The organism is Leptolyngbya sp. FACHB-671 (genome assembly GCF_014695745.1).
Taxonomy (GTDB): Bacteria; Cyanobacteriota; Cyanobacteriia; order Elainellales; family Elainellaceae; genus JAAUTN01.
The window spans coordinates 121,620-141,565 of record NZ_JACJOV010000153.1 but is presented as its reverse complement, the minus strand read 5'-3'; the positions used below and the strand labels follow the sequence as shown (position 1 = coordinate 141,565).

15 protein-coding genes are annotated in these 19,946 nt (G+C 50.4%); 9 read left to right on the top strand and 6 right to left on the bottom strand.

Translation table 11 applies throughout. The features are described 5' to 3' along the window. Positions 1 to 255: 255 nt before the first annotated feature. A complete protein-coding gene (locus tag H6F93_RS26000) occupies positions 256 to 1,053 on the bottom strand; it encodes a fumarylacetoacetate hydrolase family protein (protein WP_190687282.1) in 798 nt (265 codons plus the stop codon). A 236-nt stretch (positions 1,054 to 1,289) separates the two neighbouring features. Between H6F93_RS26000 and rpsF the strand changes: the two genes are divergently transcribed. The 6 genes from rpsF to H6F93_RS25970 all read left to right on the top strand — a co-directional run bounded on the left by rpsF (position 1,290) and on the right by H6F93_RS25970 (position 5,415). Then, complete coding sequence (gene rpsF, locus H6F93_RS25995) at positions 1,290 to 1,619, top strand: 30S ribosomal protein S6 (protein ID WP_190645223.1); 330 nt, start codon at positions 1,290 to 1,292, stop codon at positions 1,617 to 1,619. 157 nt (positions 1,620 to 1,776) lie between these two features. Continuing rightward, positions 1,777 to 2,784 carry an NAD(P)/FAD-dependent oxidoreductase gene (locus H6F93_RS25990; protein WP_190687280.1) on the top strand — a complete coding sequence of 336 codons (1,008 nt, stop codon included), beginning with the start codon at positions 1,777 to 1,779 and terminating at the stop codon, positions 2,782 to 2,784. Continuing rightward, positions 2,781 to 3,332 carry an Npun_F5560 family protein gene (locus tag H6F93_RS25985; protein ID WP_190687277.1) on the top strand — a complete coding sequence of 184 codons (552 nt, stop codon included), beginning with the start codon at positions 2,781 to 2,783 and terminating at the stop codon, positions 3,330 to 3,332. Before H6F93_RS25990 ends, H6F93_RS25985 begins: the two co-directional genes overlap by 4 nt. Further along, complete coding sequence (locus H6F93_RS25980) at positions 3,332 to 4,078, top strand: hypothetical protein (RefSeq protein WP_190687274.1); 747 nt, start codon at positions 3,332 to 3,334, stop codon at positions 4,076 to 4,078. The genes H6F93_RS25985 and H6F93_RS25980 overlap by 1 nt, the downstream gene beginning before the upstream one ends. A gap of 90 nt (positions 4,079 to 4,168) precedes the next feature. After that, positions 4,169 to 4,798: a DedA family protein gene (locus H6F93_RS25975; protein WP_190687271.1), complete on the top strand. Its 630-nt coding sequence runs from the start codon at positions 4,169 to 4,171 to the stop codon at positions 4,796 to 4,798. Between the two features lie 83 nt (positions 4,799 to 4,881). Next, positions 4,882 to 5,415 (top strand): universal stress protein, encoded by a 534-nt coding sequence (locus H6F93_RS25970; RefSeq protein ID WP_190687268.1) that lies wholly within the window; start codon positions 4,882 to 4,884, stop codon positions 5,413 to 5,415. A 133-nt stretch (positions 5,416 to 5,548) separates the two neighbouring features. Here the strand turns inward: H6F93_RS25970 and ftsH3 are convergent, their stop codons facing one another. Then, positions 5,549 to 7,390 (bottom strand): ATP-dependent zinc metalloprotease FtsH3, encoded by a 1,842-nt coding sequence (ftsH3, locus tag H6F93_RS25965; protein WP_190687265.1) that lies wholly within the window; start codon positions 7,388 to 7,390, stop codon positions 5,549 to 5,551. A 74-nt stretch (positions 7,391 to 7,464) separates the two neighbouring features. Next, positions 7,465 to 8,361 (bottom strand): aminotransferase class IV, encoded by an 897-nt coding sequence (locus tag H6F93_RS25960; protein ID WP_190687249.1) that lies wholly within the window; start codon positions 8,359 to 8,361, stop codon positions 7,465 to 7,467. 11 nt (positions 8,362 to 8,372) lie between these two features. Between H6F93_RS25960 and H6F93_RS25955 the strand changes: the two genes are divergently transcribed. The 3 genes from H6F93_RS25955 (at position 8,373) to H6F93_RS25945 (ending at position 11,135) form a co-directional block, all read left to right on the top strand. Next, positions 8,373 to 9,188 (top strand): FAD-binding domain-containing protein, encoded by an 816-nt coding sequence (locus tag H6F93_RS25955; protein ID WP_190687247.1) that lies wholly within the window; start codon positions 8,373 to 8,375, stop codon positions 9,186 to 9,188. Positions 9,189 to 9,191: 3 nt separating this feature from the next. Then, positions 9,192 to 9,608, top strand: a complete 417-nt coding sequence (locus H6F93_RS25950; protein WP_190687245.1) for a hypothetical protein — start codon at positions 9,192 to 9,194, stop codon at positions 9,606 to 9,608. A 237-nt stretch (positions 9,609 to 9,845) separates the two neighbouring features. Continuing rightward, positions 9,846 to 11,135, top strand: a complete 1,290-nt coding sequence (locus tag H6F93_RS25945) for a C1 family peptidase (protein ID WP_190687243.1) — start codon at positions 9,846 to 9,848, stop codon at positions 11,133 to 11,135. 252 nt (positions 11,136 to 11,387) lie between these two features. Here H6F93_RS25945 and H6F93_RS25940 read toward each other — a convergent pair whose 3' ends face one another. From H6F93_RS25940 to H6F93_RS25930, 3 genes are all read right to left on the bottom strand, one after another. Next, on the bottom strand, positions 11,388 to 14,915 hold the full coding sequence (locus H6F93_RS25940; RefSeq protein WP_190687241.1) for a DNA polymerase III subunit alpha: 3,528 nt from the start codon (positions 14,913 to 14,915) through the stop codon (positions 11,388 to 11,390). 363 nt (positions 14,916 to 15,278) lie between these two features. Next, entirely contained in the window at positions 15,279 to 16,964 is a 1,686-nt protein-coding gene (locus tag H6F93_RS25935; RefSeq protein WP_242043633.1) for a protein kinase domain-containing protein, read from the bottom strand. Between the two features lie 91 nt (positions 16,965 to 17,055). After that, on the bottom strand, positions 17,056 to 19,833 hold the full coding sequence (locus tag H6F93_RS25930; RefSeq protein ID WP_190687235.1) for a CBS domain-containing protein: 2,778 nt from the start codon (positions 19,831 to 19,833) through the stop codon (positions 17,056 to 17,058). Positions 19,834 to 19,946 lie beyond the last annotated feature (113 nt).

Sequence of the window (19,946 nt, the reverse complement as noted above, 5' to 3'; positions counted from 1 at the left end):
AGAGAGGTAGGGCGAAACTCTGGCTCTTAGAGAAATAAACCTCCTCCAGCAATTAGCTGGAGGAGGTCGTTTATGTTATACACGCGTCCTTTTGCAGTGTGATCTAGAACTGGCTCGGAATTTCCAAAGCAACTAAACCACAGCGCGGACACATCTACTAGATTATTTAGCCAGTAGTTTTATGACTTCTATCAGGAGGTCGAAAATTCAACTGCTCTATTTGGAATCCAGATATTACTTTTGGATCAGTATCACTTAACTGATTGTCATTTCGCTGGGTTGTCGGACCGCAACGGTATTCTCCAGACAGCCAATTCCTTCAATTTCAATACGGACGCGATCGCCAATTTGCAAGGGCCCAATGCCTTCTGGTGTTCCAGTTAGTACCACATCTCCAGGCAGCAAAGTCATCACTTGGCTAATGTATGACACTAAAACATTAGGAGCAAATACCATTTCGCTGGTTAATGCAGACTGCACGGGGTCAGGATCTTCATTTAGAAAAGTTTGGAGCTGTGCGCCTACACTTAGCTCTCGCACGATCCACGGTCCTAGCGGACAGAAAGTATCAAAGCCTTTAGCTCTTGTCCATTGCCCGTCCCGCTTCTGCAAGTCTCGTGCGGTCACATCATTGGCGATAGTGTAGCCCCAAATTTTGGACTGAGCCGCTTCAGCCGTGCAATCTACACAGCGATCGCCAATCACCAGCGCCAATTCTCCTTCATAGTCTACCCGTTGGGACTGAGGAGGATAGTGAATCAGGGATTCTGGTGCCGTGATAGCGGTAGATGGCTTCATAAATAACAGCGGCTCTTTGGGTACTTCTCCTCCCATTTCGGCAGCGTGCTTCATGTAGTTCTTGCCAACTGCGACAATCTTTGAGGGCGCACAGGGAGCTAAAAGCTGATAGTCCTCTGGCGCTATCTCCTGGTCTGTTGGCTGTCCTTTCAGCCAAGGGGGAGCATCTAACACTTGCACCCGTCGATCGAGGTGCAATAAGCCATAGTAAAGTTTCCCTGCTAAAGTCTGAATTCGGACGTAGCGCTGCGCCATAGTCAGTAAATTAATGAATATCTAAAAATTTTGACGAGTTAATCAGTCGATCAATAAAGCAGATGTGGGTAGATTGGTAACAACTAGGATATGATCGTAATTCCTTGCTTCTGGTCGAAAAGCCTAATGGAACGAGGTAAATGTGACGAGGTAAGTAAGCTTACCTACTCCTCCATTTTCCCCAGCCGGGTCAATTTTGCAACCAGAAGCCACTAGTCCACAAGGAGATTATCGACATGAACTATATCTATGAAACCATGTATATTCTGCGTTCTGATCTGGGAGATGAGCTAACCGATCAGGCGATTGAGAAGTACCAAAGCCTGCTGCGGGAGCAGGGAGCGCAGGATGTTGAAACCCAGCATCGAGGTAGACGGCGTTTGGCTTACGAAATCCAAAAGCAGCGGGAAGGAGTCTATATTCAAATGAATTACAAAGCTCCTGGCGAAGCAGTTGCGATTTTGGAACGAGCAATGCGTTTGAGTGATGAAGTGATTCGCTATCTCACCACCAAGCATGAAGTGCCTGCTGCGGAAGTTGAAGAGGCGATCGCCGCCGAAGTTTAATCACTTAACTCGCTGCTTCTAGCTACCTACAAGCCCACTCGAAGATATAGTCAGGTCATCTGAATCCTTCCCAGATCAAGAGTGATTAAGTTTCAAGCGCTAGGCTGGAGGAAGGATACCCTTCCTCCGTTTTAGTGTTCAGCGAATCAGGTGAGCCATGAAACTTTCTAAAAAGAACCTGGATGAGCGGTCAAACCATCTCTACGACGTGATTATCGTAGGCGGCGGGGCGGGTGGGCTGTCCGCTGCAATCTACCTTCAGCGCTATCGGCTTTCTTGTCTTGTCATCGAAAAAGGGCGAGGACGTTCTTTCTGGATGCAGGAATTGCGAAATTATCTGGGCTTACCGCCAACTACACCTGGACGGGATCTTTTGCAGCAAGGGCAAGACCATCTGCTCTCATTGGGGGGCGACCACCTGCGAGGCTTCGTCGAAGATGTACAGGATGAAGGAGATACCTTTGCCGTCAAGGTCAAACTGGGTAAGCAAGACAGCATTTATCCTGTGTTTCGTTCCAAATATTTAATTGCGGCTAGCGGACTGATCGACCACCTGCCGCAGCTTGAAGACATGCAAAACGTGTACGACTATGCAGGCTATAACCTGCACGTTTGCATGATTTGCGATGGGTATGAAATTGCCGATCTCAAATGTGGCTTGTTTGTAAACACTGAAGCTGCCATTAACACTGCCTTCGTGCTGAATTGGTTTACCCCTTACATCACCGTGTTCACGCAGGGTTTGACAGAGGTGAATCCTGAAATGCGGCAAAAGCTCAAGGATTACGGCTATCCGCTGGTTGAAACGCCAATTCGCCGCTTCTTAGGACACGACCACGAGATGACCGGCGTAGAGCTAGCAGATAGCTCTACGGTCGAGTTACAAACTGGGCTAGTAGCGATGGGTTCTCACTTTTACAATGAGTACCTGAAAGGGCTGGAGCTTCAGTGGAAAGGCAACAATCTGGTAACAGATTCGATGTGCCGAACTTCACATTCTCGCATTTTTGCGGTTGGAGATTTAAAAGACGGTTTAAACCAGGTGTCAATTGCCGTCGCAGATGGTACATTAGCTGCAACAGCAATTTGGCGAGACATCCGCCGCGCTTCTCCCCCCCGCCGTTGGGAACAAAATTTGATTGAGCCTATCGGAGCCGTAACGTGACTTACTCCCACACTCCTAATCCCGATCTTCAAGCCGAAGCAGCTAGCCTGCGCGAAGAGTTGCAAATGCGCGATCAGCTTGTGCAACAACTTTCTCAAGAGCTGTTTCGTTTGGTTAAAGGCAATACGGGCTTTATGCCCAGTCCCGAAGTTTCTGAACGCCATCAAGCAGAAATGCGAGCGCTGCGAGAACAGCTTCAGGGCGTTGAGCAACAGGTGACGTTTTATCAGGAGCAAATCTCGGATCGAGATAGCGAGATTTATCAACTGCGACAGTCTGTTCAGGAGTTAAACGATCGCTCTCGAATGCTCGAACAGGTGGTGCAAGAGCTACCGAATATCTATCGGCAAAAGTTTGCTGAACGGATGATTCCAGTGAGAGAAAAGGTGGCTCGAATCCAGCGAGAAAATCGCCAGCTTCATGCTGAACTGCAAAGTGTTAGCTATCGCCTGGCGGTGAGAAGCCGTCGTTCTAGCCAGATTGATCTGCCTAGCTTTCCTCGGATTGGTGCTAGCGCTAAGTCAATTCCCTCCTTTGGCAATGTCTAGTGGCGCGAGTTCTAATTCTGGTTGACGCTGCAGATCAACAGGAATGGATTGAGACTTCTATAGAACTGGGTCAAGGGATAGCTGCGCTGAAGCAGGCGATCGCCGCCTTTCCAGCTGATCCCTCTAGCTCAGTTCGTGTTACGGTAGAAACTCTCTCAGCAGCGTCTTTACAGAATTTCTCTTTAGATCAAGCTGATCGGATTTGTCCACTGACTTTGAAACTGCCTGACTCCGTCGCATTTGCGGGACGCGAGATATATCGTGCTTGCCGAAACATTTCAGATATGCGACAGCATGTTGAGCAGTTGGGTTATTCAACAGGCACAGGGCAGTTTTGGCTGCCTATCGTGTTGACGGCAAAGGGAACGCTCTATGCAGAAGCGATCGGTACTGAATCTGGAGGGGCTGAAGTAGCTTCATCATCTGCCTTTTTTCAACCACTGCATTTATCAGACCGTTGGCGGCAGTCGCTTTACCGGTTGGGTCAGCGGCTGTTGCGATCGCTCTCTGCTCCACCTGCGACCTATCTCATTCAGTTTGGCTTTCGAGGAGAAGCAATCTGCTTTGACCGCTTGTTGCCGTTTCCGGCGGCTCCAGCGATTGCCAGTCTGGGCGTTCAATCTCCTGATTTGTTTGCCTGCCACTGGCTTTGTTTGACCAATCAGCCCATTATGGATTTAACGATTTCGTCCAACGCTGCTCATCGGATTTACGAACCTGAATCTGAAGCAGTCAAAATGGCGTGAAATTCCTGTAATTCGGTTGATTGACACAATCCTCTGGCATAAGCCAAGATCATGAGAGAGGTTCATAAAACTTTGTGAAGGCTGTATTGCATGTCTTTTGAGCTGATATCGCTGGAAACCGTAAAGGAAATCGCACATCAATACGGCTATTGGTCAGTTTTTCTCGGGATTATGCTGGAAAATGCCGGAATTCCGATCCCTGGGGAAACAATTACCCTGGTTGGTGGATTTTTGGCTGGCAGTGGCGAACTAAATTATTGGCTTGTGTTGGGGAGTGCGATCGCTGGAGCTGTAATTGGAGATAGCTGTGGCTATTGGCTGGGCTTTTATGGCGGTTGGTCGCTCATCACCCGTTTAGGACGTATCTTTCGGATCGAAGAAGCGCAACTGGAAGAAGTCCGCAATCAGTTCAGCCAGAACGCAGGCAAAGCTGTCTTTTTAGGGCGATTTATTGCAATCTTGAGAATTTTTGCTGGACCGCTAGCCGGTATTGCCCGAATGCCTTACTACCAGTTCTTTCTCTGCAACTTTGCTGGTGCAGCAACTTGGGCTTCTGTCACTGTCAGCCTCTCCTACTTTGCAGGTCGTTTGATTCCACTTGACCAGTTAGTAGGTTGGGCGGCTCAGTTTACGATTGTTGCGCTGTTGGTTCTGGTCGCGTGGATTGCAATTCCTCTGGTGCTAGAGTCTCGTAGAAATAAGCTAAGCGCTAGAGACTAGAGCGGTTAATTTTTTAGTCTTCCTCACAACATCTCCAACTTGTTCTCCTATAACGAAAGTATCGGGACGTTGGAGGAAACGATATGTTTCACAAGATTCTGGTTGCGCTAGACAAGTCTGACATGAGTGCATCGGTGCTTGAAAAGGCAGTGTCTCTGGCAAAACAGGCTAACGCTTGTCTGATGTTGCTCCACGTTTTGTCTAGCGATGAGGATGGCAGCCCCGTTTTCCCTGGTTTCTACGGTTTAGAGTACTACCCAGGAATTCATAGTGAGGCGTTGGATGTTTACCAACATCAGTGGGAAGCTTATAAGCAAGAGGGAATTGACTTCCTGAAGCTACGAGCAGAGGAGGCGATCTCCCAAGGCGTTCCCACAGAGTTCACTCAGAATGCTGGTAACCCTGGTGTCACGATCTGTACTCTGGCAAGAAATTGGGATGCTGACTTAATCGTATTGGGACGGCGAGGGCGATCGGGTTTAACTGAGTTGCTCATGGGTAGCGTCAGCAACTACGTTTTGCATCATGCGCCTTGTTCTGTTTTGACGGTGCATCGCTCATCTTGTACGACTTCTGATTCTGTCCATTCTGAAGCGGTTCAGGTTGCAGGTCGGTGACAATGAATATTTGCTGAAGATGTGATGTGCAACTGTTTCAAAGCTTATGCAAAAAAGCGGGGTGCGTTACAAACGCACCCCGCTTTTCATTTAGCACTGAAGTAATGCTATCTCGTTAGATGCTAGAGCTTATCTAGGCGATCGCTGCTACTTTCACATCGCTGGTTGCTAATAGATCCTGAAGTTCTTCAGCATCTACAGTTTCCCGCTCGATCAGCATTTCTGCCAAGCTATTTAGCACATGTCGGTTGTCAACTAGAACCGCTTTGGATCGGCGGTAAGCTTGATCGACCAGGTTCCGCACTTCGTCATCGACAGCGGCGGCTGTTTCTTCAGAGAAGTCACGCTCAGAGGCGATATCTCTTCCCAGGAACATGTTGCCTTGCTGACGACCTAGAGCGACAGGTCCGAGGCGATCGCTCATACCAAAGCGCATGACCATTTGACGGGCTACTCGTGCTACCTGCTGGAGGTCATTAGAAGCACCTGTCGTCACTTCTTCTTCACCGAAGATGATTTCTTCAGCGATCCGACCGCCTAGAGCCACTGCCATCTGGTTTTGCAGATAGGAGCGAGAATACAAGCCAGAGTCCATCCGGTCTTCGCTAGGTGTGAACCAGGTCAAACCACCAGCACGACCACGAGGAATAATGCTGATTTTCTGTACCGGATCGTAGTCAGGCATCAGTGCGCCGACTAGTGCGTGTCCGGCTTCGTGGTAAGCCACTAAGGACTTGCGCTTTTCGCTCATCACGCGATCCTTCTTCTCTGGACCAGCCAGAACACGATCGATTGCGTCGTTGACCTCATCCATTGAGATCTCGGTCAGGTTGCGGCGGGCTGCCAAGATTGCAGCCTCGTTTAACAGGTTTGCCAAGTCAGCTCCAGTAAAGCCAGGAGTCCGACGAGCAATTTTCTCTAAATCCACGTCCTTAGAAAGGGTCTTGCCACGAGCGTGAACGTTGAGAATTTCCAAACGTCCGGCATAGTCAGGGCGATCGACCACAACTTGGCGGTCAAAGCGTCCTGGACGCAGCAGAGCAGAATCCAATACGTCAGGGCGGTTTGTTGCAGCAATGATGATGATGCCAGTGTTACCTTCAAAGCCATCCATCTCAGTTAGCAACTGGTTGAGGGTCTGTTCCCGCTCATCGTTGCCGCCACCCAAACCAGCACCACGCTGACGACCGACTGCATCAATTTCATCAATGAATACGATACAGGGTGCGTTCGCTTTGGCTTGTTCAAATAGGTCACGTACGCGGGAAGCACCAACACCCACGAACATTTCTACGAACTCAGAACCAGAGATCGAGAAGAAAGGAACGCCTGCCTCTCCAGCCACAGCTTTTGCTAGAAGGGTTTTACCTGTTCCAGGGGGTCCGACTAGCAGTACACCTTTAGGAATTTTTGCGCCAACAGCGGTAAAGCGGTCAGCATTCTTCAAGAAGTCCACAACTTCACTGAGTTCTAGCTTTGCCTGCTCAATGCCAGCTACGTCACCGAAGGTAACCTGGGTCTGCGGCTCCATTTGAACTCTGGCTTTGGATTTACCAAAGTTCATTGCCTGACTGCCAGGGCCGTTTTGGGCACGTCGCAACACAAAGAACAGTACAACTAGCAGCAAGAACGGAATCAGCAGCGTACTCAGTACTCTTACCCAAACGCGATCGTCTGTTTGGGGGGAGACTGAAATGTCTACATCGTTCTCGGTCAAAATGTTGAGCAACTCTGGATCGTTAGGCAAGTTCACCATGATCTTGCTACCGTCTTGAGCAGTCACTTGCGCCTTGGACCGATCAGAACTGATAATCACCTTCTCAACGCGGCCTGCCTGGACTTCGTTGATGAATTGGGGGCTGTAGCGCCACGTTTCTCTAGTTTGGGGCTGCCGGTCAAACAATGCTGTTGCCAGGAAAAGCACCACTACTACTAAAAGTGCGTACAGTCCCGCGTTTCTCCACCGCTTATTCACTGAGGCGTATCCTCCTACTAATTTGTGATTGTGATGCGAAAACGATTTTTAGATTTAATTATTGTTAACTAATATTAACGTATATCAGGAATCTGCGCGTTGCTCGCTGAAAATAGCTGTTGCAACTGCTGAAGTGCCTGATGTTTGGGGTCATAGGTCAGATTACCTGTAGAAGAGAGAACGGTGTGGATTGGGACAACCTGTACTACGCTGTTGCTGTAGGCGATCGCCTCAAAACTTGACACCAACTCTTCACCCCAAGGTTCCTCTCTAATATTCTCATTTTGGCACTTGAGCCAGGAAATGAGTTGCGATCGCATCAATCCTGGCAAAATTCCTGACTCCAGAGGCGGGGTCCACCAGCAGCCTTGCCCCCATCCCCAAAGATTTCCAGTGCTAGATTCGAGCCAATTTCCGTTGAAATCAACCAAAATGGCTTCCTGTGCTCCATGATGCTGTGCTGCCTGCCGCGCTAACCAAGGAGCAAGATAGTTACCCGTTTTGTGACGTGTAAGAGAGCGGTTCGTTTCTGGCGGAGACAGCCAAGCAATCGCTCCGTTCTTTTGCAAAAGCGCCAAGTTTTCAGGCAAAGTGCGTCCGGTAATCCATTCGCGTCCATCTAGGAACAGAGTAATTCGCAGCACCGGAAAAGATGAGAGCAAGATTTCTGCTCCGTAACGGACTCGCTGCCAGTTGGGAGACTTCCAGCCAAAAGCTTGGAGGGTTGATTGGAGGCGATCGCAGTGTCCTTTCCAGCTCGTTAACGGATCATCTAGAGACTGCCGATAAACTCGCAGCGTTGTAAAGGCAGTAGCACCATACAGCAGCCCTGGATCATCGATCGCTAATTCCACCTTGCCGCTGTGAATTAGCTTGCCATCATACCAGCAGGTTTTAGAGGAACGCGCCTCTGGCTGGTTGTGCTGGGACTGTTTAGGGAAGCTTGAGTTAGAATCATGAGAGTAATACACAAAACTTAACAATGAAGCGGTTAAGGACAGATTTGGAGGGGAGAGAGGCGATCGCAGATTATCTGCAAGCTGAGTTCTCTTTCCTTGAGAATACGGGTGTTTTAGCTCCTCACCCGGGTGGGCGATCGGCGGGTCTAGAAAGATTAGAGCAGTTTCAGCTTGAGAAATACGGCAAGCAGCGGAACTTTTTAGACGGAGAGGTGGGACGGCTCTCTCCTTACATTAGTCGGGGCTGCATAGAACTGGAAGAAGTACGGCAATGGGCACTGAGGCACGGCAAATCTAACTCAGTGGAAAAATTCGTCTCAGAATTAGCGTGGCGGGCATTTTTTCATCTGGTTTATGAGGAGGAGGGCGATCGTATCCTCAAGGACATGGAAAAGCCCAAGGTCTCCATGCGCCATCACCAAACCACGCTACCCGAAGACATTGCCAGCGGTGAAACAGGCATTCCTTCAATGGATACCTTCATCGCCATGCTGAAGGAAACGGGATATTTGCACAACCATGCTCGGATGTATCTGGCAAGCTACATCGTCCACTTTCGCCGTGTTTCCTGGCGGGTAGGTGCAGACTGGATGTATGGTCTGCTGATTGACGGTGATTTTGCCAGCAACCATCTTTCCTGGCAGTGGGTCGCTTCCACTTTTTCTCACAAGCCCTACATCTTCAACCGAGAAAACCTGGAGCGCTACGCCGGATCTGTGCTGTCTGGTGACCCACGTAAAGGCGATCCATTCAACTATTCCTACGAGGAACTTTCGGAACAGCTATTTGGTAGTGAATATCAGCCGGAACGGAGCCGCACTTCTGGGAGCTATCGATAATCTATGCCTGCTTTAATTTGGTTTAACGAAGACGGCTTGAATCCCCAGCATCAGATGGTACAAGACTACGCTGATGCCCCGAAGGTGTATGTGTTTGATGTGAATTACTTGAAGCAGTGGGCGATCGCCAAACATCGGGTGCAATTCATCTACGAATCGCTTCTAGAAATTCCCAACATCGAAATCTACAAAGGAGAAACCGTAGCGACTTTGCGGCAACTCGTCACTGACCATCAAGCCAATGAAATTGTCACCACTGAAACACCAAACCACCTGATCAAGTCCTGGCAGGATGAGTTGCTGAAATACACCAATCTGATTACCTATCCTGAAGTTTATCCAGCCACAGACAGCCGTTCTCCTAGACGTTTTTCTCACTACTGGCGAAAGAGCGATCGCGCTTGGTTGAGCTTAACTTAACCGGATTTATCCCTATTCCCATTACAAGATCAGGGATGCACCCCGCGTCGCGGCGTGCATCCCTGATTTTTAGTACCTAACTTTTGACTGGGAAGGAAATAGGTGGAGTAAGAAAAAACAAGAGCTGGTTAGGTGTATTTTGCGTGAACCACAGCAATCTTTCGTAAAAAATGTTACCTGGGCGGGAATCCTAATAGCAAAACCCATCTAGCTTAGGGCAACGCCAAAGGAGCAACCGTGATAACACAGCAGCGTCGCCGTCGCATTGGAGGTTATCGCGCTGGACAGCGCCCTCAGGATGCAAAATATCATCACACTGGGCGCTTTGAGCAGGAGCAGCTACCACCCAGGGTCGATCTCCGCAAACATATGACCGATGTTGAAGAACAGATTGGCAATAGCTGTGTTGCCAATGCTTTCGTTGGAGCATACGAATATCTCGCCAAACGAGATTTGGGTGATTCGGGAGATGTGAGCCGCTTGTTTGTTTACTACAACGCTAGGGTGCAGATGGGTGGCGATATCGAAGATGCTGGAACCCAGATGTACTGCGCCATTAATAGTTTGATTGAGCATGGCGCTTGTTCAGAGGAGATTTGGCCCAACGACGAGAGCTTACTCTGCGAAAAACCTAGCTCGGAAGCTTATGAACATGCAGCCTACTTCACAATCACTGAGTCGGAGTTTATTGAAACCGACCTGGATTTGTGGCGACATACTTTGGCAGAGGGCTATCCTATCGTTTTTGCCCTCAATACCTTTGAGTCATTTGATGGTGCTACGACCAATCGGGGACGCGTGCCACTACCCAAGCAGTCAGACAATGTGCGCGAAACACATGGATGGCACGCCATGCTCTGTGTTGGCTATTCCGATAAAGACCAAATGTTTATTATCCGTAACTCTTGGGGACCGGAATGGGGCGATCGCGGCTATTGCTATATTCCCTATCGTTACATCATTCATCAAGACTACAATGCTCACGATTCATGGATTATCAAATCTGTCAGCGACCTAGACTTTAGTACTGAGTGGGAAGACGAAGAATCGGTTTTTGCAGATGAAAATTCATTGCTGCTCCAGGACTTTTACATTCGCACTGGTGACTCAGAGGGATTTATTGAAGACCTGGACCAGCTTTGTCAGAGCTATGTAGAGAGCGAGGAAGACTATTACTTTGACTATGAGGAAGAGGAAGACGAAGAAGCCTACACCGTTAGCATCCTCAACTTTGACCTAACCATTGAAGAATCCGACGAATTCCTTGAAGAGCTAGATTCCCTCTGCCAAAACTACGCAATCGACGAAGACTATAACTTCACCATTGACAGCGAAAGCGAAGAAGGGGAAGGCGAGGAGGAAGAAAGCGAAGAAGAATACGAGGAAGAGGACAGCGAGGAAGAAGACAGCGAAGAAGAATCTGAGGAAGAAGAGGAATACGAAGAGGACAGCGAGGAAGAAGAGGAATACGAGGAAGAGGAATACGAAGAGGAGGACAGTGAGGAAGAGGAATACGAAGAGGAGTAGTTTCTCTCTGAAAGTGCGATCGCTTATTCCAACTTGAGACGTTATCTGTGGGAATAGCGATCGCTGTATGTAGCTAACAATTGCAGCTGGATTATTCTAGGTTTACTGGTTCAGGAATGACCTTGAAAACTAGCTTCACCCAGTGCGGCATCACTAGATACAAAAGTTCAAATTTTTAGAGAGACTATAATTGCCGGAACAATATTCATCCAAATGTTTTGCTAGTTCATCCAGTCAGTATTAGCACTCTAGCTAGGACAACTCTGCAGTTAGAGCAGATGTCCAGACTCGCTCAAAGTTGGCTTGTTTTAGGGCATTGACGGTTGCACTGGGGTCTTGGACGCGGAATCGGGAACCGAGGCGGACGAATTGGCGCTGGTGGTTATCGGTGACGATCGCCACCACCGGGACTTTTGCCTTAGATTCCTCAGGTGCCTGGTCTAGCAAAATGGACTTGAGGCGATACTGTTCTTGCCCGTCTCTAGCTTGCTGGCAGTCTAGCTCGACCATTACCATTTGCACGGCTTCGACTGGTTCTGCGTCTTCGATGATCAGTTGGGCACGGTCGTCACGGCGATCGACTTTGCCCCAGACCATCAGGCGAGCATCAACGATCAGGTAGTTGCCAATGCGCTCAAAGGATTTGGGGAAGACCACGGCTTCGGCTTGCCCAGTCAGGTCTTCCAGCACGAGAATAGCCATGCGATCGCCCTTCTTGGTTGTCACGGGCTTAATCGAGGAAATCATGGCGATCGCACTCAGCATCACGTTATCAGGCAGTTCGCCCAGATCGCTCAGGTTGATCGGAGCCAGAACTTTAGCCGCTTGCTGAACCGACTTGAGTGGATGATCGGAAATGTAGAATCCCAATAGCTCTTTTTCTAGCTTTAACTTTTCCTGGGGCGGGAAGTCCTCGACGGGTGAGGCTTTGGGAACTGCTTCAAAATTGATGCCGCTGGCTGAGGTGTCGCCCAGCATGTCAAACAAATTGCCTTGACCGATCGCTCGATCTTTGGCACGGGATTGGGCCCAGTCCAACACATAGTCGAGGTCGTGGGTCAACTGGTTGCGGTTGGGGGTGAAGCAGTCCAGCGCTCCACATTGAATCAAGGCTTCTAGGGCGCGGCGGTTGACTGCACGAGGGTCGATATTGGGGTCTTCGGGGCAGGTGATGCGATCGCACAAATCCGCTAACGACTCAAATGGGCCGCCCTGCTCTCGTACCGCTAAGATGCATTCGATCGCCCCCTGTCCGACATTTCGCACTGCCGATAGTCCAAACAAAATGCTGTTTGCTAAGGGAGTAAAGTCCACTCCAGAGCGGTTGATGTGGGGTGGCTCCACTTCAATGCCCATTGAAATGCAGGTGCTAAGGTACTTCTGCACTTTATCCTGGTCGCCGCTGTTACAAGTCAGCAGCGCTGCCATGTATTCGACCGGATAGTTTGCCTTCAGGTACGCTGTTTGGAAGGTGACGTAGCCATAGGCGGTTGAGTGGCTTTTGTTAAAGCAATACTCCGCAAACAGCACCATTTGGTCAAACAGTTCTTCCGCGATTTTGGGTTTGACTCCGTTCTTGGCTGACCCATCAACAAAAATCTCGCGGTGTTTTTGCATCTCCGAGACTTTCTTTTTCCCCATTGCTCGACGCAACAGGTCAGCTTGCCCCAGTGAATATCCCCCCATATCCTGAGCAATTTTCATGATCTGTTCCTGGTAGACCATGATTCCGTAGGTTTCGTTCAGAATGGGTTCCAGGATGTGGTGCGGGTAGTCAATTTTTTCACGCCCGTGTTTGCGATTGATAAACCGGGGAATTAGTCCTGCATCAAGTGGTCCTGGACGATAGAGTGCCAGTACTGAGGAAATATCTTCTAAGCCAGAAGGCTTCAGATCTCGGACAATTTGCCGCATTCCAGACGATTCAAGCTGAAATATCCCTTCTAATGCACCCTTCGCCAGCAGTTGATAGCTTGCGGGGTCACTCATGGGTAGATTGTCCAGGTCGATCGCCTTTTTGTGGGTCTGTTCAATTAAGTCCACCGCCTTCTGGATCATGGTCAGGTTTTTGAGTCCCAGAAAGTCCATTTTGAGTAGACCCAGAGATTCAATATCTTCCATGAAATATTGGGTGAACACCGCTCCATCGGCATTGCGCTGGAGGGGCACAATTTCATCTAGCGGGTCTGCTGAGATGACGACTCCGGCTGCGTGAATGCCGACGCTCTTGTTGGTGCCCTCAATCCGCATCGCCATGTCCAGCCAGTGACGTACCTGGGGATCTTTTTCGTATTTCTCTTTGAATTCCGGGGCGGGTGTTTGCTCGGACACCATCACCGCTAACTTGGTGGGTTTCCCGCGCACAACCGGGATCATTTTTGCCATTCGGTCTGCATCACCGTAGGGAATGTCCAGCACCCGCGCTACGTCCTTTAGCACGGCTTTGGAGGTCATGCGGTTGTAGGTGATGATTTGAGCAACCCGCTCTGTGCCGTATTTTTCGGTGACGTAGCGGATTACTTCATCCCGGCGATCGATGCAGAAGTCGGTGTCAATATCAGGCATAGACTTCCGCTCTGGATTGAGGAATCGCTCGAACAGCAAGCCGTGATGTACAGGGTCAATGTTGGTGATTCGCAACGCATAGGCGACCAGAGAGCCAGCGGCAGAACCCCGTCCCGGACCAACGGGAATGCGGTGATCTCGGGCGAATTTGATGTAGTCCCACACCACCAAAAAGTAGGTGGAAAATCCCATTTGCTGCATCATTTTCAGCTCATATTCCAGCCGCTCCCGGTAGACAGGATCGATCTCGTCACGAGAGGTGCAGTTGCGGCGTTCGAGCAGTCCTTTCCAGGTGACTTCTTCGAGATATGTGTCGGCTGTGTGTCCTGATGGAACGGGATAGTCGGGAATGCGCGGTTCGCCTAACAGCCCTTCGTAAGGTTCGATCTTTTCGGCAACTTCTAAGGTGGTGGCGATCGCCTCTTCAATCACCTCATCGGGCAGGTGATCGCGAAATAGCTGCCGCATCTCATCGGCTGACTTGAGGTATTCCGTGCCGCTATAGCGCAACCGCTTATCTTCGGTAATCAGCTTGCCTGTTTGGATGCAGAGCAGCGCATCGTGTGCCTCTACGTCAAAGCAGGAGATGTAGTGAGAATCATTTGTAGCAATGATTTTGATATCTAGCTCACGGGCAATTTTAATAATCTCAACGTTAACGATGCGATCTTCCTGGGAGCCGTGATCCTGAATTTCCAGGTAGTAGTCTTCGCCAAACAGATCCTTGTACCACTGCGCTACTCGGCGGGCGATTTCTGGTCTGCCCTGCATGATTGCCTGCGGTACTTCACCACCCAGACAAGCACTCGTAACGATCAGTCCTTCGCGATATTGCTCCAACAGTTCTTTGTTGATGCAGGGGCGAGAGAAGATGCCCTTTCCCTGAACGCCTTGCAGGTGAGAAACGGTGGTGAGTTTAACTAAGTTTTTGTAGCCCTGCGTGTTTTTTGCCAACACGACCTGATGATAACGAGGGCGGCGTTCTTGCTTGGTGATGTCGCCGTTAATCACGTACATCTCGTTGCCGACGATGGGCGTGACTCCTTTGCTGCGGCAAACTTTGATTAGCTCGATCGCCCCATACATGACACCGTGGTCAGTGAGGGCGATCGCAGGCATTCCCAGCTCCACCACCCGGTCCAGCAGTTTGGGCAACTGGCTAGCTCCATCTAGCAGGCTGTAATCGCTGTGAATATGTAAGCCAACAAAGGACATAGTTTCTCAAGCCATCAGGGTTGAGTTTAGAGTAACGGATTTTAACCGCTATATCTAGGACTTTTCATGTAGTTTATAGAGCAATTTACTCTATTTGTGGAGTAGGGGCGATCGCCACGGTTCATCAGAAATTCAGCTTGTCTGTCAGAGCAAACAGCCGCTTGCTAGACCTGAAATTCTTCGATCGAATGCTTAATTTGTACAGTCTAACCAGGGTTTGCAGTCAGGGAATGGATTCCGCAGCAAACCGCCCATCAACCTCAATGTTAGAGGTATATAGTACTAATGTATCAAATTAAGCACGCCAAAATCTAATGTTTTCCTGGAAGTTCCCCTAATCTTCAACCCCTAACCTCAACTGCCTCATGGCACCGTTATAGGCGGCTCTGGATCAGGTAATGGCGTTGGGGCGATCGCAGCGGGTGGAGGCGAAACTGAGCGAACATTAGGACCGCGATTGGAATCTACTGAAGGATAAAGGTTGGGGTCAGGCGAGGCGGAAGGTTCTGTCGGTAAAGGAGCAATGTCTAGCGGCTCGAACGATTCGACGGGTTCTCGCAGCGCCTCAACTTTTGGAGGTGGTTCGGACTCGGTTAACGTTGGCTCCTCCGTTAACGTTGGCTCTTCCACTGGCAAAGGCTCTGGTTCGGGCTCCGGATTGTATTCCGCGTCGTACTCCGGATCGTATTCTGGGTCATATTCAGGCGTGAAGTTTTCAATCCCGTAATCAGTTGGGTTGCCGCTAGCAGAGGGTCGCCTTTCCACTGGAATATCAACATCCGATTCAAAGTCGTAAGTGTCTGCACCTGGCCAGTCTTCAATGGCTGGAAAGGTTTGATCTCGACCAAACCCGGTTGTGCCACTGCTTGTGTCTCCTGGTGCGTCCAGTCGCAGGGCTAATCCAAGTCCTGCTCCGCCAATGCCTGCGATCGCCGCTGTTACTAGCATTGCAACTGGCAACCAACGCATGGGTTTATGTACGGGTTGAGGCTTCTCTGGCGCAATCGGGCGTGAAACGATCGCAGGCACTCTGGTCAAACCCGCTGCCAGATCGTCAAACTGGGGCAGGATCGGCTCTGAAGATGGGGGGCGATCGTCCTGGCTGGTTTCAGCAGGTGCGTCCACAAGAGCGTGTTCTAAAGAATGCCCATTGGTCTGAGCTACTTCCGGTAAGGAAGAGAGACTATCAACAGGTTCAAAGGCTTCAAGAATCAGCGGCTCGGGGTGCAGATTGTCAAGAATGTCTAACCACTCGCTAACGGACTGAGGACGCAGGTGGGCAGGCTGTAACCCTTTCAAAATTGCCTGTTCAACACCGGGGCTGAGTTGAGGATGTAGTTGCCGCAGTGCGATTAAAGAACTTTGGTCGAGCGTCGTCTGGTTGAATGAGACGAAATCAACCGTTCGAGTTGCAGGATGTTGACCCGTCAGCAAATAGTAGAGCGTAGTTGTCAGCGCCTGAATATCGGTGCTGGGATCAGGTGGCGGTAAAAAAGCCTCTGCTGCTCCATCAGCGGGTGTCGAGGAGGAGTTCGTTTCAGGAAATTTTATCAGGGGCGATCGCACCTGATCTACGATTCGAAAACCCGTCAGCACTGCCTCATCCGTTTCGGATTTCAGCACGATATTTTGTGGCTTTACCCGCTGGTGAACCAAACCCTGCCGATGCAATGCTTGTAGAGCAGAGGCAACTTGGCGAATGTAGCGAACAGCAACAGCTTCCGAAAGTGTTTGGTTTGACTGTAGCTGGTCTGCGAGTGTTTGTCCCAGTACACATTCCAGTACCGCAAACGGCACGGTGTCTTCTTGAAATACATCCAGCAGGCGAACTAGATGAGGATTGGTGCAATGAGCGAACTGTCTAGCAGCAGTTAGAAACTGTTGCTGTTGCTCCGGGTCTGCATTAGCTTCCTCAGACAGCGTTTGCAGGATGACGGTCTGGTCTAGCCCAGCGTGGACGGACTGATAAACCGGGTCATCGCCCTGACTTGAGACAGATTGGACAATATACTTGCCGCTCTGCAGAACTGCTCCAGCCGCCAAATTCATAAGCAAGACGAAGTGAGGATACTAGTTTAAATTCTTCAACTTATACTACCGCCTTCGGGAAAAGTAGTGCGCTTGCCGGGGATCGTAAGGACTACTGGGGAAAATGCTCTGCTAGAAAAGCAACAGCCTGGTCGCGATCGCCGACCATTCCATCTAGTGTTGCCAGCAACAGCGCTTCTAGAATTTCTTTGAACTGCTGACCCGGCTTGTAACCCAAAGCTTTAAGATCATTGCCATCTAGGGGTGCTTTCATCTGTGCCCAAGTCGTGCGATAGCGCCAGATGATTTTACGAATCGAGTGAGGACTGGCGATTGCCACCAGCAACAGCGTTGACCAATCGTACTGACGCAACTGCTGTACCACCTGACTGGGTCGCTCAAGGTTTGGCAAAGTCGCTAGCGCTGCTTCAACCTGATCCAACTGCCGGAGCCGTTGAATACTGTCTGCTGAAAGCTGCAAGTTTTCTGCGACTTTTCCCCGGTCGGCTGGATCAAGTGCCATCAGCAAAACTTCCAAAAGCACCTGCCAGTGTTCTAGCGAGGCTGCGAGATCAAACCGATTGAGCCAGCGATCTGCTAGTTGAAGCTGTTTCCAGAGGCGATCGCTTAACTGCAAATCGGGGTGAATGCACTGAAGCGCCTCTAACTCAGACAGCATTTGAATTGCGGCTTTCCAATACGGTGCTTGCAGAATGTACTTTAGCTCTTGTTTTAATCGAGTCTGTAGAGCAGGCGTTTTATCAACTTCTGTCTGAACGCGCTGGTAAATGCCGCTGGCGATCGCATGGCGAATATAGCCTTCCGTTTGGGGATCAATCTGGAAACCCAGCCGCACCGCAAACCGCACTGCCCGAAAAATCCGCGTTGGGTCTTCGATGAAACTATTAGTGTGCAGCACGCGAATTTGCTGTGCCTGCAAATCTAGCAATCCGCCAAAAAAATCGAGCAGTTCGCCAGAGCGAGGAGCCGTTAACCGGATCGCCATCGCATTGATCGTGAAGTCTCGACGGTAGAGATCCTGGCGAATCGAACTGGCTTCGACCTCTGGATTTGCTGCCGGATAGGGGTAAAATTCCGTTCGAGCGGTAGCGATATCAATCCACAGAGAGTCAAGCTGGGAATCATCGTGCCACAGCAGCGCCGCTGTCTGAAACCGACCGTGAATTTGCAGTCGCGCTTCAGGGTACGTCTGCCGCAAATCCCGAGCCAACTCCACACCAGCCGCTTCATCTGCTGTCCGATGAAAACCATCGACGACCAGATCAATGTCTTGAATCAGCAGCCCCTTCTCAGGTGCCAACAACAGATCACGCACTGCACCGCCCACTAGATAAAGCTGCCACCCCCGCTGTTCCGCCAATCTGGCTGTTGCTGCTAACACTTCCCAGAGGGATGGAGTGAGGCGATCGCGCAGCCAACCTTTTACCACCTCCGGTAGCGGACAAGACCTGACCAAACGACGACCTCGTACAGGGAACTCGGAGAGATCGCCCTTCCCCCTTTGCCCAATCCCCAACTCCCAATCCCCAACCCCTTGCTCCCCATCCTGCTGCAACTGCCGCAACACATCCGTGCGTGTCACAATGCCCACAAGCTGCTGGTGATCTAGAACGGGTAGCCGCCCTACGTCATAAGTCACCATGAGGGACTGAATTTCTGATAGAGGCGTGTCGGGGTCGATCGTTTTCAGGTTAGTCGCCATGTAGCCTTTCACGGGAGCGTGACTAAAGCCGTGATGCAGGGCAAGGTCAATGTCACGACGAGAAATAACTCCAACTAACTGGTCTTGCTCATCCACAACTGACAGCCCAGAATGCCCGTATCGCAGCAAAATCCGCTGAGCTTCAGCGATCGTCGTTTCCGGACGAATCGTGCGAACGGGCGATGACATCAGTTCTCTGGCAGTGGGCGGATGGGGAATTTCTGCCTTGATCTGCTCTATTAGGTGTGCGAGAACCACTTCAGGCCCAGAAGTTCTCAAGGTTGCAGCCGCTGCTCTGGAATGTCCACCCCCACCCAAGGGCTCGAGCAGCTTGCCTAAATTGATCCCCTCAAGTTGAGACGCTGCTGAAGGGCTGCCGTGTAATCGAGCAATAATATTCAGTCGCTTCTCACCATCCGTAATGGGAAAGCAAACTGCCAGCAGCAAAATGTTAGTTTCAGTCAGGTCTACCAGGTGGGACGCCAGTTGAGACAAACCCTGTACATATCCTTCCTGAGGCAATAGCAGTGAGGCGATCGCAATTCCTCGAATTGTTTCAACCTGAATCCGGTCCAGAGCGATGGTGAGCAAATCTTGAAGCTGGGGGGATAGACCTGGCTCAACATATTCGGCGATCGCTCTCAGATTTGCCCCCTGACCCATCAGCCAGGTCAGCGCTGCCGCATCTCGCACGGTCGTATGGTCAAAGGTCAGCGATCCGGTATCGACATGAATTCCCAGCGCCATCACCGTTGCTTCTGCTGATGTCAGGCTGATTTGAGCTGCCTGAAGCTGCTCGGCGATTAGAGTTGCGGTTGCGCCAACTGCTTCGACGTAACGCTTCTTTGTAGCAATGTCCCCTACTGCATCTTGGTGATGGTCATAAACTGTAATGTCTACGTCTGGTAGGTCAAGCCACTCAGCCGCCTTGCCCAAGCGATCGCGCCATTGCGTATCCACCACGGTCAGCGTTCGAACTTGGTCTTCCCGCACCGCTCGCCGCTCAATTAAGGCATATTCATCTCGGTGCAGTGCCAAAAACTCTCGCACTGTGGGGTGAGCGCCTCCAGTCAGCACCACCCTGGCTCCCGCCAGCAATCGAGATAAACCGATCGCTGCCCCTAATGTGTCGAAGTCTGCAGTCGTGTGGCAGAGAATGAGATCCATAGGGGGCTTGGGGCTAGGAATTGGGCACTAGGGGCGTTAGGAAGTAGAGACTCTGACCTTTCGCTACTCCCTTTCACTCCAATCTTGCCAGAGAACTGTTTCGGGGTGTCAAT